Source organism: Cytobacillus stercorigallinarum (assembly GCF_014836495.1).
GTDB lineage: Bacteria > Bacillota > Bacilli > Bacillales > Cytobacillaceae > Cytobacillus > Cytobacillus stercorigallinarum.
Map to the genome: position 1 here is coordinate 192,599 of NZ_JACSQT010000009.1, position 13,711 is coordinate 206,309.

General features: G+C 38.1%; 17 protein-coding genes. 7 read left to right on the forward strand and 10 right to left on the reverse strand.

Annotation, left to right across the window (positions count from 1 at the left end):
* Positions 1-8: 8 nt before the first annotated feature.
* The 4 genes from H9655_RS17325 to H9655_RS17340 all read right to left on the reverse strand — a co-directional run bounded on the left by H9655_RS17325 (position 9) and on the right by H9655_RS17340 (position 4,576).
* Positions 9-1,547, reverse strand: coding sequence for an ABC transporter substrate-binding protein (locus tag H9655_RS17325; protein WP_191816359.1), 1,539 nt, complete (start codon positions 1,545-1,547; stop codon positions 9-11).
* A 19-nt stretch (positions 1,548-1,566) separates the two neighbouring features.
* Positions 1,567-2,460: an ABC transporter permease gene (locus H9655_RS17330; protein ID WP_191816361.1), complete on the reverse strand. Its 894-nt coding sequence runs from the start codon at positions 2,458-2,460 to the stop codon at positions 1,567-1,569.
* A gap of 21 nt (positions 2,461-2,481) precedes the next feature.
* Positions 2,482-3,423: a nickel ABC transporter permease gene (nikB, locus tag H9655_RS17335; RefSeq protein ID WP_191816363.1), complete on the reverse strand. Its 942-nt coding sequence runs from the start codon at positions 3,421-3,423 to the stop codon at positions 2,482-2,484.
* A gap of 709 nt (positions 3,424-4,132) precedes the next feature.
* Complete coding sequence (locus H9655_RS17340; RefSeq protein WP_224936847.1) at positions 4,133-4,576, reverse strand: Lrp/AsnC family transcriptional regulator; 444 nt, start codon at positions 4,574-4,576, stop codon at positions 4,133-4,135.
* Between the two features lie 192 nt (positions 4,577-4,768).
* Between H9655_RS17340 and H9655_RS17345 the strand changes: the two genes are divergently transcribed.
* The gene (locus H9655_RS17345; protein WP_191816365.1) at positions 4,769-4,921 is read left to right on the forward strand and encodes a hypothetical protein; all 153 of its coding nucleotides are present in this window, start codon (positions 4,769-4,771) and stop codon (positions 4,919-4,921) included.
* A 14-nt stretch (positions 4,922-4,935) separates the two neighbouring features.
* On the opposite strand, the gene H9655_RS17350 is transcribed toward H9655_RS17345, so the two are convergent.
* Genes H9655_RS17350 through mobA form a run of 4 tightly spaced genes read right to left on the reverse strand, consistent with a single transcriptional unit; the run spans position 4,936 to position 7,277 of the window.
* Complete coding sequence (locus H9655_RS17350) at positions 4,936-5,955, reverse strand: thiazole biosynthesis adenylyltransferase ThiF (protein WP_191816366.1); 1,020 nt, start codon at positions 5,953-5,955, stop codon at positions 4,936-4,938.
* 4 nt (positions 5,956-5,959) lie between these two features.
* A complete protein-coding gene (gene moaD, locus H9655_RS17355) occupies positions 5,960-6,193 on the reverse strand; it encodes a molybdopterin converting factor subunit 1 (protein WP_191816368.1) in 234 nt (77 codons plus the stop codon).
* Positions 6,186-6,650, reverse strand: a complete 465-nt coding sequence (locus tag H9655_RS17360; protein ID WP_191816370.1) for a molybdenum cofactor biosynthesis protein MoaE — start codon at positions 6,648-6,650, stop codon at positions 6,186-6,188. Before H9655_RS17360 ends, moaD begins: the two co-directional genes overlap by 8 nt.
* A gap of 30 nt (positions 6,651-6,680) precedes the next feature.
* The gene (gene mobA / locus H9655_RS17365) at positions 6,681-7,277 is read right to left on the reverse strand and encodes a molybdenum cofactor guanylyltransferase (RefSeq protein WP_191816372.1); all 597 of its coding nucleotides are present in this window, start codon (positions 7,275-7,277) and stop codon (positions 6,681-6,683) included.
* A 154-nt stretch (positions 7,278-7,431) separates the two neighbouring features.
* Here mobA and H9655_RS17370 point away from each other — a divergent pair, with 154 nt between their 5' ends.
* The 5 genes from H9655_RS17370 (at position 7,432) to bshB2 (ending at position 10,328) form a co-directional block, all read left to right on the forward strand.
* A complete protein-coding gene (locus H9655_RS17370) occupies positions 7,432-7,632 on the forward strand; it encodes a helix-turn-helix transcriptional regulator (protein WP_191816374.1) in 201 nt (66 codons plus the stop codon).
* Positions 7,616-8,173, forward strand: a complete 558-nt coding sequence (gene def / locus H9655_RS17375; RefSeq protein ID WP_191816376.1) for a peptide deformylase — start codon at positions 7,616-7,618, stop codon at positions 8,171-8,173. The genes H9655_RS17370 and def overlap by 17 nt, the downstream gene beginning before the upstream one ends.
* A 105-nt stretch (positions 8,174-8,278) precedes the next feature.
* Positions 8,279-9,106 carry a pyridoxine/pyridoxal/pyridoxamine kinase gene (pdxK, locus tag H9655_RS17380; protein WP_191816378.1) on the forward strand — a complete coding sequence of 276 codons (828 nt, stop codon included), beginning with the start codon at positions 8,279-8,281 and terminating at the stop codon, positions 9,104-9,106.
* Positions 9,107-9,302: 196 nt separating this feature from the next.
* Positions 9,303-9,638 (forward strand): YojF family protein, encoded by a 336-nt coding sequence (locus tag H9655_RS17385; protein ID WP_404826111.1) that lies wholly within the window; start codon positions 9,303-9,305, stop codon positions 9,636-9,638.
* Positions 9,639-9,659: 21 nt separating this feature from the next.
* Complete coding sequence (bshB2, locus tag H9655_RS17390) at positions 9,660-10,328, forward strand: bacillithiol biosynthesis deacetylase BshB2 (protein ID WP_191816382.1); 669 nt, start codon at positions 9,660-9,662, stop codon at positions 10,326-10,328.
* Positions 10,329-10,389: 61 nt separating this feature from the next.
* Here the strand turns inward: bshB2 and H9655_RS17395 are convergent, their stop codons facing one another.
* Together H9655_RS17395 and H9655_RS17400 are read right to left on the reverse strand one after the other, a co-directional pair.
* Positions 10,390-10,899: an SRPBCC family protein gene (locus H9655_RS17395; RefSeq protein WP_191816384.1), complete on the reverse strand. Its 510-nt coding sequence runs from the start codon at positions 10,897-10,899 to the stop codon at positions 10,390-10,392.
* Between the two features lie 114 nt (positions 10,900-11,013).
* Positions 11,014-12,078 carry a PQQ-dependent sugar dehydrogenase gene (locus tag H9655_RS17400; protein WP_318245511.1) on the reverse strand — a complete coding sequence of 355 codons (1,065 nt, stop codon included), beginning with the start codon at positions 12,076-12,078 and terminating at the stop codon, positions 11,014-11,016.
* A 98-nt stretch (positions 12,079-12,176) separates the two neighbouring features.
* On the opposite strand from H9655_RS17400, the gene H9655_RS17405 reads away from it, so the two are divergent.
* Positions 12,177-13,496 carry a short-chain fatty acid transporter gene (locus H9655_RS17405; protein ID WP_191816386.1) on the forward strand — a complete coding sequence of 440 codons (1,320 nt, stop codon included), beginning with the start codon at positions 12,177-12,179 and terminating at the stop codon, positions 13,494-13,496.
* Positions 13,497-13,711: the final 215 nt, after the last annotated feature.

Sequence of the window (13,711 nt, forward strand, 5' to 3'; positions counted from 1 at the left end):
TGTTGCACCTACTTTCTTGTTACTTCTGATAGATTCCATTTACCAGTTGCTTCTAAAAGTAGACCTTCATAAGATTGATCCATTGCAGCTGTTACGATGGAGTGATACATAATAACGACTGCATCTTCATCTAACATTAAGCGATTAGCTTGATCTAATAGTTCTAACCGTTTATCTTGGTCTGTGGTTGTTCTCGACTCATCTACTAATTGATCAAATGCTTCGTTACTATATTGTGCTCTATTTGATGCACCGACATTATCAGTGTGGAAATTAGGATAAAATAGTTCTGAACCATCAGCCGTTAAGTTGGACCAGCTTAAGAAGGTTAAATCAAAGTTCCCTTGTCTTGCTGTATCCAGGAACGAAGCCCATTCCATTGACTCAATTTCGATGTTAAACCCTGCCTCTGACAATTGTGCTTGAACGATTTCGGCCATCAGTAAGAAATTACTTCTATTTGGTGTTAATAGCTTATACGCTTTCTCTCCAAAGCCATTTTCCTCAACTAAACTTTTAGCCTTCTCTACATCATAAGGTGTACCAGCTTCATCAGCAGATTCTACATATCCAAATACTTTTGGTCCTATCACACTATCACTGCGAATGCCTAACCCGTTCATTTTTGATACAACAGCATCCCGATCAATCGCGCTAGCAAAAGCTTCGCGTAATTTGGCATCTTGGAATTCTTCTTTTCCATGATTCACTGTGAAATAGTATTCTGGTGTCCCATCTACCTTTTCAACCGTTACATTCTTAAGACTTTCAATTCTTTCAATCTGTTCCATAGGCAGGTTGTCAATATATTGGACTTCTCCTGTTTGTAACATCGAAATAGCTGTTGATATCTCTGGAACAACTTTAAAAATTAATTGTTGAATCGCAGGTGCGCCATCACGATAGTCTTCATTTGCTTCTAATACGACTTGATCCCCTGGTACCCATTTCGAAAATTTGAATGGCCCTGTTCCGACAGGCTCTTTATTTAAATCGCCTTCTTTATCTGCTGTTGGGCTTACAATGGCTGCGTTAGAATGTGACAGTGCTGCTAAAAAAGGACCGTACGGATATTTAGTTTTGATTTCCACAGTGTAATCGTCAATAACATTAATAGATTCAACCGGCTCCATTAGTGAAGCTCGTGGTGCCGCCGTCTCCGGATCTCTTAATTTATCAAAAGTATATTTAACAGCTTCTGCATTAAAGTCTGTTCCATCATGGAACTTGATTCCTTCTTTTAATTTAATGAGCCAAGTGTTCTCGTCTGGATTTTCATAGGATTCAGCTAATTTAGGTTCTATTTCCATTGTTTCCGTATTTCTATCAAACAACTTTTCATATACATGGTCAGTCACATTAGCTGAAGCACTATCATTTGTCATGATAGGTGATAGCCCAACTGCATCTGATAGAGAAGCATATGTAAATGTATCGATTTTACCGTTACCTTCACTTTCCCCACTTGTCGATTCGTTACCGCTTGAACAAGCAGATACAATCATTAAAGTAAAAATCGCAAGTACAGCTAAAACTTTTTTCCTCATTCTAAATTCCCCCCATTTTTTATACGTTCATATTAGGGTCAATGGCATCTCGTAATCCATCTCCTAATACATTAAAGGCAAATACAGTTAACATGATGGCAATCCCAGGTACAATCGTTAGATGTGGAGATGACCACATAAAAGCCTGTCCTTGCGAAATCATCGAACCCCATTCCGGCGTTGGCGGTTGTGCACCTAAGCCTAAATAGCTTAATGCAGCTGTTGAAAGGATAGCCGTAGCCATTCGCATTGTGGCAAAAACAATAATAGGCGCAAAACAGTTTGGTAATATATGCTTTATCATAATACGGAGGTCTGAAGCACCTACTGATTTCATGGCCATAATATATTCTTTTTCCTTTATCGATAAGACCGACCCTCGCACAATTCGTGCACAGGAAGGTATCGACCAAATACTAATAGCGATAGCTACATTTACTAGACTTGTGCCGAGTACAGCAATAATGAGCATAGCAAGTAAAATACCTGGGAAGGAAAATAACAAATCGACAAATCTCATAATAACGCCATCTAATTTTTTATAATATCCCCCAAGCAAACCTAGCGTAACGCCACCAAGTAGACCAAGTACTACGGCTACGATCCCCACTAATAGAGAGATTTGGGAGCCATAGACAATTCGGCTCCAAACATCTCGTCCATAATTGTCTGTACCTAACCAATGACCTTCACTAAATACAGGTAATTCACTAGCTGAAAGGTCTTGCTTCACGGGATCGTGGGTTGCAATAATAGGTGCCAGCAACGCCATGGCGATTTGAAGAATGATAATGATTAACCCAAGGACCGCTAACTTATTTCGTAGCAACCTTTTTATAATTAACAACCACTCATTATCTTTTTTCGGTGTTACTGCTACTGGACTATTTGTTGCCTGTACAACCTCTGGCATCCTTTTTTCCTCCCTTCGTCATTATTGATATTTAATCCTTGGATCAATATATGTATAAACCACATCAACGACTAAATTCACAACAACAAAGAGTGTAGCTACTAAAAGAACAGAGCCTTGTACCATTGGAAAATCTCTAGCTGCTATGGCGTCAATCATTAGCCTGCCTACACCATTAATCGCAAATACTTTTTCGGTGATAATGGTCCCTCCTAAGAGCGAACCAAAGTTCACACCGATTACTGTCAAAACAGGAATCATCGCATTTTTTAATGTATGAATCCATATAACTTCGCGTTCCTTTACACCTTTTGCTCTTGCTGTTCTCACATAGTCTGCTCTTACTACTTCAAGCATGGATGATCTCGTCATTCTAGCAATCATCGCAGCTGCCCCTGTTCCTAATGTGATCGCGGGTAAAATTAATTCCTTCACTCCTTCAACGGTATACCATGGTGAAGATAACCCACCAACTGGAAGTATTTGTAAGTTAACAGAAAAGATAAGAATAAGGACAGCACCCATCCAAAAGTTCGGGATAGAAATACCCGCAAGAGCAAAGGTTGTTGCCCCTACATCTAGCCAAGAATTTTGTTTAAGAGCGGATATCAACCCTGTTAAAATACCAATGACAATCGCGACAATCATACTAGCAATGGCTAACTTGAGCGTATTTGGCAGTCTTACCCCAATCGCTTCAGCGACAGACTGTTGATTTTGATAAGAATATCCTAAATCACCTTGAACAAGATCTACTACATAGCGCCCATATTGTGTAAGAAAAGGATCATCTAAACCAAGATTGTCTCTTATCGCCTCGACATCTTCTTTTGATGCTGTTGGTCCACCAATCATTGATGCCGGGTCACCAGGCGCCAAATACATAGATGAAAATACAAGAAAGGAAATACCAAATAGTAGAATGACAAGTTGAAAAAATCTTCTGAATATAAAACCGACCAATTTCACCCCTCCTTCGAAAATCATTTGTTAATCATTTTTCTTTTTTTAATTACTAAATGTTTAAAATAATTTAAAAATGATTATAAAACATAAATATACAAAATTCTATATGTTTTTTCATTTTTTTGAATTATTTTTTATTTATTTTTCCTTTTGTTTTCATTTTTTGACAAAAATATTCATAATGTAACTTAAGTATCATTATTTATCATCTTTTAGTTATCGATGGATAAAGCGTTTTCATGAACAAAAGGTAATTTACCAATTTCTTGTTCGATACAAAAAAAAGACCCGCCAGTGGCGAGTACCTGTTTTCCAAAACATTTTTTAGTTTAATGAGGTATCAAAATTCTCGTTAATTAGGATTCTAGCAAAAGATAGGCTTTTTTCTTTTCAGAGAGTCTGGACATGCTGTTCAGCTATCTTTTCGGTTGTTCCGGAATTGGACGTGCTATTTTGATTTGCTTTGCTATCTTTGGAGTTTCCCCGGAGTTACACGCGCTATTTTGATTTGCTTTGCTATCTTTCGGATTTCCCTCGAAGTTACACGCGCTATTTCCTTTTGCTCTGCTATCTTTCGGATTTTCCCTGAAGTTGGACGTTCAACTTGGGTTTACCTCCGCTAGCTATCAGAATGTCTAATCAGAGGTTTCAATTGACTTAATTGTTATTATAACAGTCTGCATTCGATACAAATGATGCAATCATACTACAACTTTAACCCACGACGGCTTTTAAATCTTCTAAGCAATATATTACTTTCAACTCTCGTAATGCCATCTAGGGCATATAATTCTTCGTTAATAAATCTTTCAAGTGCATCAAAGTTATCTACCAACACATGGGTATGTAAAGTAGAGGGGCCGGTCATTTGGTAACAACTAGCGACACTTGCATTCTCCGCCAACGCCTCGGCTACTTTTACTAACGAACTCGGTTCACAATCAATCTCAAAAAAAGCGGAAACTTCCTTCCCTGCCTTGCCACTATTAATTACAACGGTAAACTGTTCAATCACACCATCTTCAACAAGTTTAGACACTCTTTCCCTTACAGCTACTCGTGAGAGTCCTAATTGTTTACCAATATCAACATAAGACATTCTGCCATTTTCAATTAATAAATCTAATATCTTCTTATCGACCTGATCCAAAAAAACACCACCTTCTCTTTCGACTAGGTAAAAAATGAGATTAACCTGTATATTTAATTATCATATCAAACATAAATTATCAAATACTATTTACACTTGTTGTCTTATTTAATGATTGTTTTACGCTACACAGTTGCTACCACGAGAGACAATGATTCAATCTTATATGATGCCACCTCAGGAGGTATACACGTGATTGTAATATATGGTGTCGCGGTGAAATCTTCCCGTTCCCCGATATTACTGATTCGATTTCTTATGTGTGATGTTCGAATTGGCAATAACGCCCACCATGTTGCTTATTTTGACTCCTTAGAAGTAAATAAAAACCGCTCTTCAAACTGAAGATGCGGTTTTTATTATCCTAATAATTTTTGGTAGATGGATCGTGCTTGTGCCAGATCTTTTGTTCCGTGTATGAGCGCTCGTCCATCTTGGAAGATGACCACTCTTTCCGGCTTCAGATCAATTGACAAAAGGTACGGGTTGCCTTTCGTCTCATAGCCCGACCCCTTCATTTGTTGAGATAGCCTTTGCAAGTCTAATTGCTGGACAGTTGATGGCCTCACTTGCACGGTATCTCTTCCACAAAGTACCGTCGTCTTTGTTAAGTTTTCTTGTTGGAGAAACGGATAAGTTGGGGCCTCACCACATGATAAGCACCCTGTATCCTTTATTTTAGCAACCTTTATATTCGAATATTGATTTCGCCACATGTCAAAGCTTGTAAAAGTCGTGCGAATGGCATCTAAGTCACCTACTAATATCTTGAGTGCTTCTGCGGTTTGATGAGCGATAACCATTTGCACAGCAGGAGCTATAATTCCACCTGTATCACAGGTCATACCTTGAATAGGAATCTTCTTCAACAAGCAATGCAGACAGGGTGTCACTCCAGGAATAATGGTTAAACTCATGCCAAAGCTGCCGACACAAGCCCCGTAAATCCAGGGAATCTGATATTTTTGTGATATATCATTTAAGAGCATTCGCGTTTCAAAATTATCTGTCGCATCAAGAATTAAATCAACTTCACTTACGAGATCTTCTAACAAGGACGGCACAGCATCAGCTACCATCGCCACCACTTCAACTTCTGAATTAATCGCCATTAATCTCTTCTTAGCAGCAATAGCTTTAGGTAACTTTTCTTTTACATCCTCTTCCGTATAAAGCTGTTGTCTTTGGAGATTACTTGCCTCTACGTAGTCGCGGTCAATGATGGTTAACTTGCCTACACCCGAGCGAACTAACACTTCAGCATTGCCAGAACCAAGTGCCCCCGCCCCTATCATTAAAACATGCTTACGCCCAATGAGTGATTGCCCTTTTTCACCAATAGGAGAAAATAATAATTGCCTAGAGTATCTATCATCCATGTGATTAGCCTCCACTAACTGGCGGTATAAAGGCAATCGTATCCCCTTCTTGAATCACATCATCATCTTCAGCAAATTCTTCGTTGATCGCCGTCATGACACTATTGAATGATGATAAACCATACGTTTCATGTACTTCTTGTTTTAACGCTAATACGGTCTTACCTTTCGCCTCTATTTGTAAACTTTCTGCACCGACTTCATCCTTTAAATGAGCAAAAAACAATACATTATTCATCTAAATGTTTCGCCTCCGGTTTCCCTTCAGGATAAGATACTTTTTCTAATTGGTCTCCAATCCATTCTTGTCCATCTTCCCAATGCTCTTTTTTCCAAATGGGTACAATTTCTTTAATGCGTTCAATGGCATATCGGTTTGCTTCATAAGCATCGGCACGATGAGGTGTTGAGACAGCAATAACAACAGCAACGTCAGTTATATCTAATTTACCCACTCTATGCACAATTGCTACTTCGGCTCCTTGCCATCTCTCCCGAATTTCTGTGCCAATTTGTTCAAGCTTTTTTACAGCCATACTTTCATATGCCTCATATATTAAAAACAAAGTCTTCTTACCTTTAGTTAATTCTCTTACTGTACCAATGAACGTCGTAATAGCACCTGCGTTTCTTTGTACGACATGATCAATTACTTCTTGGATATTGATTGGCTCTTTTGAAATTCCAAACTTCATTTTAACACCCCGCATCTAAGTTCTATTTTATCAATTCTTACTAGAAATTTGTATCGCTTTCCTCCAATCACTTGGGTCATTCATGTTAAAGAAGCTTTGTTCAAAAGGGACTAGACTACGTGCGGTCACATCTTCTTCTGTTACTTTTTTTACCTTCAACTGATTTAAGAAAATCTGTAGCTTCAAATCATTTGCCTCTATACATTTCTCTGCTATTTCCCTTACTTTCTTATGGTAGACAGCAAGAAGTGGATGAATTTGACCATTCACCTCCGGGATAACAGCTGAATAACCTTCGAGATTGCTTAAAAGCCATTCCAATGTTTCAGCAGTAACAAAAGGCATATCACAGGCAACGATAATATTGCTATCATTTGTAGAGTGATATAGTCCAGATTCAATGCCTGCTAACGGACCTTTATTAGGGTAGCGATCACTCACCTTCTTAACAGAGAGAAAATGATAATCTTCTGGTGTATTTGTTACAATAAGAATATCATTCGTTACAGCTTGTAACTCCTTTACTAGGCGTTCGATTACTGTTTCCCCATTGAACGCTAGCAAAGCCTTATTTTCCCCCATCCTACTTGACTTGCCACCTGCTAAAATAATTCCGGTACTCTGCATATTACCACCTTTTTCACCATTCACATTATATATACCATTAAAGCGATTTTTCGAAAGCTATGCAATGGATAAAACTGAAAGATAGACAAACGTGAAAATGTTTGTTAATTTAAACAATGTCCAAAACCTTTGACAAGAGAGGCAGGACTACGATTTGAAAAACAAGATAAAACCGCTTAGAATACAGCTGAAATTAACACAAGAGGCATTAGCAAAAGAATGCAATGTTAGTAGGCAGACCATTAATTGTATTGAAAACGATAAATATGATCCGACTTTAGCGCTTGCCTTCAAAATTGCAAGGGCATTAAAGACAAATGTAGAAGAGGTTTTTAATTATGAGGAAATTTACTAAAGATACAATCATCACCATGAAAGATTTTGTCGATGAAAAACATGACATTCTTCATCAACCAATAGAGGATTTAAGTTTACCGGCAACTGAGGAAGATTTAGCAGAGTTACAGGCGATGCTTGTATACTTACGAAATAGCCAAGATGAGAAGTTAGCTAAGAAATACAAATTACGCCCTGGTACTGGTTTATCAGCCAATCAAGTTGGCATTGCTAAACGAATGTTCGCTGCAAAATATGAAGATGAAAAAGGACAATCGTATGAATACCAATTGATTAACCCAAAGATTATCAGTCATTCAACAAAGATTATTTGTATTCCAGAAGGAGAAGGCTGCTTATCAGTTAATCGCGAAGTGTTCGGCCAAGTGCCACGCTATGAAAAAATTAAAGTTCGAGCGTATAATGAAAAAGGTGAGGAAGTCACGCTCTCCTTTAAAGGATTTGCCTCTATTCTCATGCAACATGAGATCGATCATTTAAACGGTATTATGTTTTATGACCGAATTGATAAAAATCAACCAATTATAAATAAAATTTAACAGGATTCACTATATTAAAATAGAGACCATATACATTTTTAAAATAATTGTTATAATGATGATAAAAAAGTATGTCTAACAATCACTTCAGGGAGGAAACGTCAGATGACTATGAAAAAAGTCTTAACAATAGCTGGATCAGATTCTAGCGGTGGTGCGGGGATTCAAGCTGATTTGAAAACTTTCCAAGAGCTTGGTGTGTACGGAATGTCAGCACTTACTACTATTGTAACAATGGACCCTAAAAACGACTGGCATCATAATGTTTTTCCAATTGAAATTAGTACATTAGAAGCTCAAATTGAAACCATCCTTTCTGTTGGCATAGATGCAATGAAAACGGGTATGCTTGGTTCAGTGGAAATTATTGAAACAGCTGCGAAAACAATTAAAGAGAGTGGCGTTCCAGCCGTTATCGACCCAGTTATGGTATGTAAAGGCGAAGATGAAGTACTACATCCAGAAACAGCGGATGCCCTTCGTGAGGTACTCGTTCCTCTAGCCACTGTTGTGACACCAAATCTTTTTGAAGCATCACAACTTGCACAAGTGAAACCGATCAAAACAATTGAAGAAATGAAAAATGCGGCAGAAAAGATCCATGCACTAGGACCGAAATATGTCATCATTAAAGGTGGCAGTAAGCTTCAATCTGATAAAGCCATCGACCTTTTATTTGATGGGGAAAATTTCACAATCTTACAGGCTGAACTGATTAATACGCCTTACATTCATGGGGCAGGATGCACATTCTCAAGTGCAATCACTGCTGAACTAGCAAAAGGCAAATCGGTAACAGAAGCAATTGATGTAGCCAAAGATTTTATCACTGCAGCCATTACACACGGATTCAAACTAAATGAATATGTTGGACCAACAATGCACGGTGCTTACCGTACTTTTGGAGCGGACCGTACGAAGGTTAAACAATAAATAGATCTTTAGGAGAATGTCTCTCGAGTGAGCATTCTCCTTTTTCTATTTTAAACATCTTTCGTCCTGAGTCACCTATTATGCAAAACCATTTTATTTTTAGTAAAATAAAAGAATCAAATGGATAGCATAAATCTCATTTTGACAAATTATATAGGAATGCTTTTGGAAAGGGGGAATTCAATTGGATATCGTCATGAAAGAACAAGTACAACTGGCTTTGGATGAACGTGCGAATAAGGACGTTTATGTCCACCTTGAAACAACAAACGGTGCTTATGCTTCACACTTTGATGAGACTTTCTTTTCATCAGGTGCCTATATTCGTAACGCCAAACTAAAATACATTCATAGTAAAATCGCCGGAAACGGACCTTATCGAATCGGGTTAAAAACTGACATCGGTTGGGTATATGCGGAGGGCATTACCCATTATGAAATAGATGAACATGATCGCTTATTAATGGCTGGTCATGATTTTAATGGTAAATTAGCGGTTTCTTTAGAAATTAGCGAAACACCATTTGAATAAATAGTGGAAGGAGGAAGAGTGATGGAAAAAGAAAGACAAGTACTTGTTATTTTTCCTCATCCAGATGATGAGGCATTTGGTGTTTCTGGTACGATTGCCAAGCATATTCAAAATGGCACACCTGTAACTTACGCATGCTTAACACTGGGTGAAATGGGTAGGAATATGGGCGATCCCCCTTTTGCGACAAGAGAATCCTTGCCCCATATTCGAAAACAAGAGCTTCAAAATGCAGCGAAAGCGATGGGCATAACTGACCTGAGAATGCTTGGTTATCGCGATAAAACGGTTGAATTTGAACCAGAAGATAAACTAGCACAACATATGGGTGAACTCATAAAAGAACTAAACCCATCTTTGATCATTACATTCTACCCCGGTTATGCTGTGCATCCAGATCATGATGCCACAGGTGCGGCAGTCATTCATGCCGTCAAAAACCTTCCAGAGCAACAACGCCCAAAGGTATATTGCGTTGCGTTTTCTAACAATTGTGAGGAAGAAATCGGTGCGGCAGATATTGTTCATGATGTAACAGAAGTCGCTGATATTAAATTGAATACATTAAAAGCCCATGTCTCACAAACACAATTAATGATTAAGGAAATGGAAGAAAGCCTTAAGAAACAGGATCCTGCTGTTATGGCAAGAATCAACCAAGAACGCTTTTGGACCTATCAATTTGATTAATCAATACATTTAAAAAAACAGAACTTCCAAACCGTTGGGAGTTCTGTTTTCTTTTGAAAGCTTATTTTGTTTGATTTTCTGTAGTTTCTTCTATCTGTTCGCCTTCTTTGGAGACATCTTCATCAGATACTTCTTTCGTACCCTCAAGTATATTTTTCAAATTTGTTAATTGATAGCCATCTTCACGATGAACCATGTTCACTAAAAATTTACGCAGAAGCTTCATTTTAAATCCGGTTGTTTTAATATTCGCTTCTAAATCAACCTGTGTACCTTCATCCACTTCATCGAAACGATAATAGTATTCTGCAATCAAACCGTTGGAATTGGAACGGGTTGCAAATACTTTATTTGTTTCATATGCTAATACTTCGATTTCAGAAGTGATATCTGAAGCGCGAACTCTTCTTGTTTCCCTCAGTTTTGTACCAACAGCTAATGGCCCGTCATCGATCTTTTCTCTTTTTACTACAAGTGGCATGATCTCATGAATATTATCTATATCGACCATATAGGAGAATACTTCTGCAACTGGTTTATGAATAATTACGGTTGTGCGAAAGTCAGACATTATTTTTTCTACAACTCCATTCGTTAACTATCTACATTCATTCTTACCATAAAGTTAGGGTCGCTGTCATCTTAGACGAATAGGAAATTAACTGCTGCTAGCGTATTTTGCTGCTTATTTTATTTTTAATCGATATAATCGATCATCCTGTTCAGCCGGATTGCCACGGCCATCTCTATTATTACTGATAAAATACAGAACATCTCCATCGACAAAAACATCTCTTACTCTTCCTACGTCACTTACTAAAGTAGACATTTCATTCGTCTCTAAATTTAACTGCATGACTGCGGTACCTCTTAAACTTGCTATATAAAGATTATGATCTGCATAAGCAATACCGGATGGTGCCCAGGTTGTATCATCTCCAGAGGTGACGAGTGGAGGAATCATTCCTTCTTTTGCCTCTGTGCCCGTAATTTCTGGCCAACCATAATTCCCTTGAGCTGTTATTTTATTAATCTCATCATTTGCCGTTGGGCCATGCTCACTTGCGTACAGTTCTCCCTTATCTGTCCATGCCAAACCTTGAGGGTTACGATGACCATAGCTATAAATGTAAGATTCTTTTGAAGGATTATCTTCCGGAATACTACCATCTTTATTCATCCGTAAGATCTTCCCTGCTAACGAATTTTGATCTTGTGCAAGTTCAGGTTTTGTCGCATCTCCTGTAGTAACATATAATTTATCATCTGGACCAATCGCTAGTCTTCCTCCATGGTGGAAAGCGCCACTAGGAATTTCATCTATCAGCAAATCCGTTTCCACCCACACTTGTTTTTGATCATCCAATGATAATGTGACGACACGATTAAGGGGTTGACCATCGTCCTCATATGTATAATAAGCAATCCCTTTTGTACCATCATCAATTAATACAAACCCAAGCAAGCCTGCTTCTTGTGCTGTTGATAATGACTTCTCTAATTCTACTTGTTGACGAGTGACTTCTCCCCTTTCAACTTTAGCAATTGAACCTGCTCTTTCGGATAAATAAAACACGTCATCGCGCTTATTAATTGACCAAGGGATATCGAGGTCTTCTGCCACCACTTCTACCTTTTGTTGATTTGATACATCTACGGTTTCTGGTTCTTCATCCATTTCATTGTTAGATTGACAGCCCATGAGCATAAGTAGGAAACTTGCAACAAATAAAATAGTCAATTTCTTCACTAGATCTACACCCTTCTTTTATTTTTTAAAAGCTTGTTATATTAAAGTAATAATTTTCAGAATATATGATAAAATTCTATCAAAAGGGGGAATGATAGATGAAATTAATTGTTAACTTTTTTAATCGCTTAATGCAAAGATACTTACCAGACCCATTTCTATTTGTTATCATTTTAACATTTTTAGTGTTTGCACTAGGGCTCATATTTACTGATAGTGGTCCGTATCAAATGGTACAATTCTGGGGTGAAGGATTCTGGGGATTATTATCTTTTGCCATGCAGATGGTACTCGTATTAATTACCGGTCATGTTTTAGCCAGTAGTGCTATATTCAAAGCTGGATTAAGTGCACTAGCTTCCAAAGCAAAAACACCTGGGCAAGCGGTTATTATTGTAACAATCATATCTTTACTTGCCAGTTGGATTAACTGGGGGTTTGGATTAGTTATTGGTGCTTTATTTGCCAAAGAGTTAGCACGCCATGTGAAAGGAGTCGATTACCGGCTATTAATCGCAAGCGCTTACTCAGGCTTTGTTATTTGGCATGGTGGTTTATCAGGATCAACACCGCTAACAATTGCCACTCCAGGGCATTTTTCCGAAGATTTGATTGGAATTATTCCAACAAGCGAAACCATCTTTTCATCATTTAACTTAATTATCACTATCGCTCTTTTTATTGTTTTACCCATTGTGAATCGATTCATGCTTCCAGCTAAAGATGATACAGTTACGGTTGACCCAGCGCTATTAAAAGAAGATTTACCTGCAGCAACATTAGAAAAGGATTCCATGACACCAGCAGAGAGATTAGAGAATAGTCAGTTACTGTCTTTACTTATCGGTGTGATGGGCTTAATCTTCTTATTTTATTATTTCGTTACTAATGGTTTTGCCCTAAATTTAGATATTGTAAACTTTCTTTTTCTATTTCTTGGCATTCTCTTTCACCGCACCCCTCGTCACTTCTTACAAGCAGTTACGAATGCTGTAAAAGGTGGCAGTGGCATTATTATTCAATTTCCGTTCTATGCAGGCATTATTGGTATGATGACAGCTTCTGGCCTAGCGGCTGTAATATCCAATGGATTTGTTTCCATTTCTAACGAACATACATTACCATTATTCACCTTCTTAAGTGCAGGTCTTGTCAATATATTTATACCTTCTGGTGGTGGGCAATGGGCTGTGCAAGCTCCTGTTATGTTAGATGCAGCGATCGCATTGGATGTTTCCATTCCTAAAATCGCAATGGCGGTAGCATGGGGAGATGCTTGGACGAACTTAATACAACCATTTTGGGCATTACCCGCTCTTGCCATCGCAGGCCTAAAAGCAAAAGATATTATGGGCTTTTGTGTCCTTACGTTAATTGCTAGTGGGATTATTATTTCTTTAGGTTTCTTACTTTTATAAGAGAGCCACTTTACGGTGCACCAGTCTGAAGCTATTCGTCATGTATCGCTTCAGACTGAGTGATAATTTGGTAGGGTTTTAGCTATTCTTGGTGATTTGCCATAGTCCAAATACCCCGGTCCTATTCGTACATTCCCTTTTAACTGCCACTTGTATCTATATAACTTCTACACTTATCTGATGTGCTTGTCCTCCTCTCACAAATAAGTTAGATC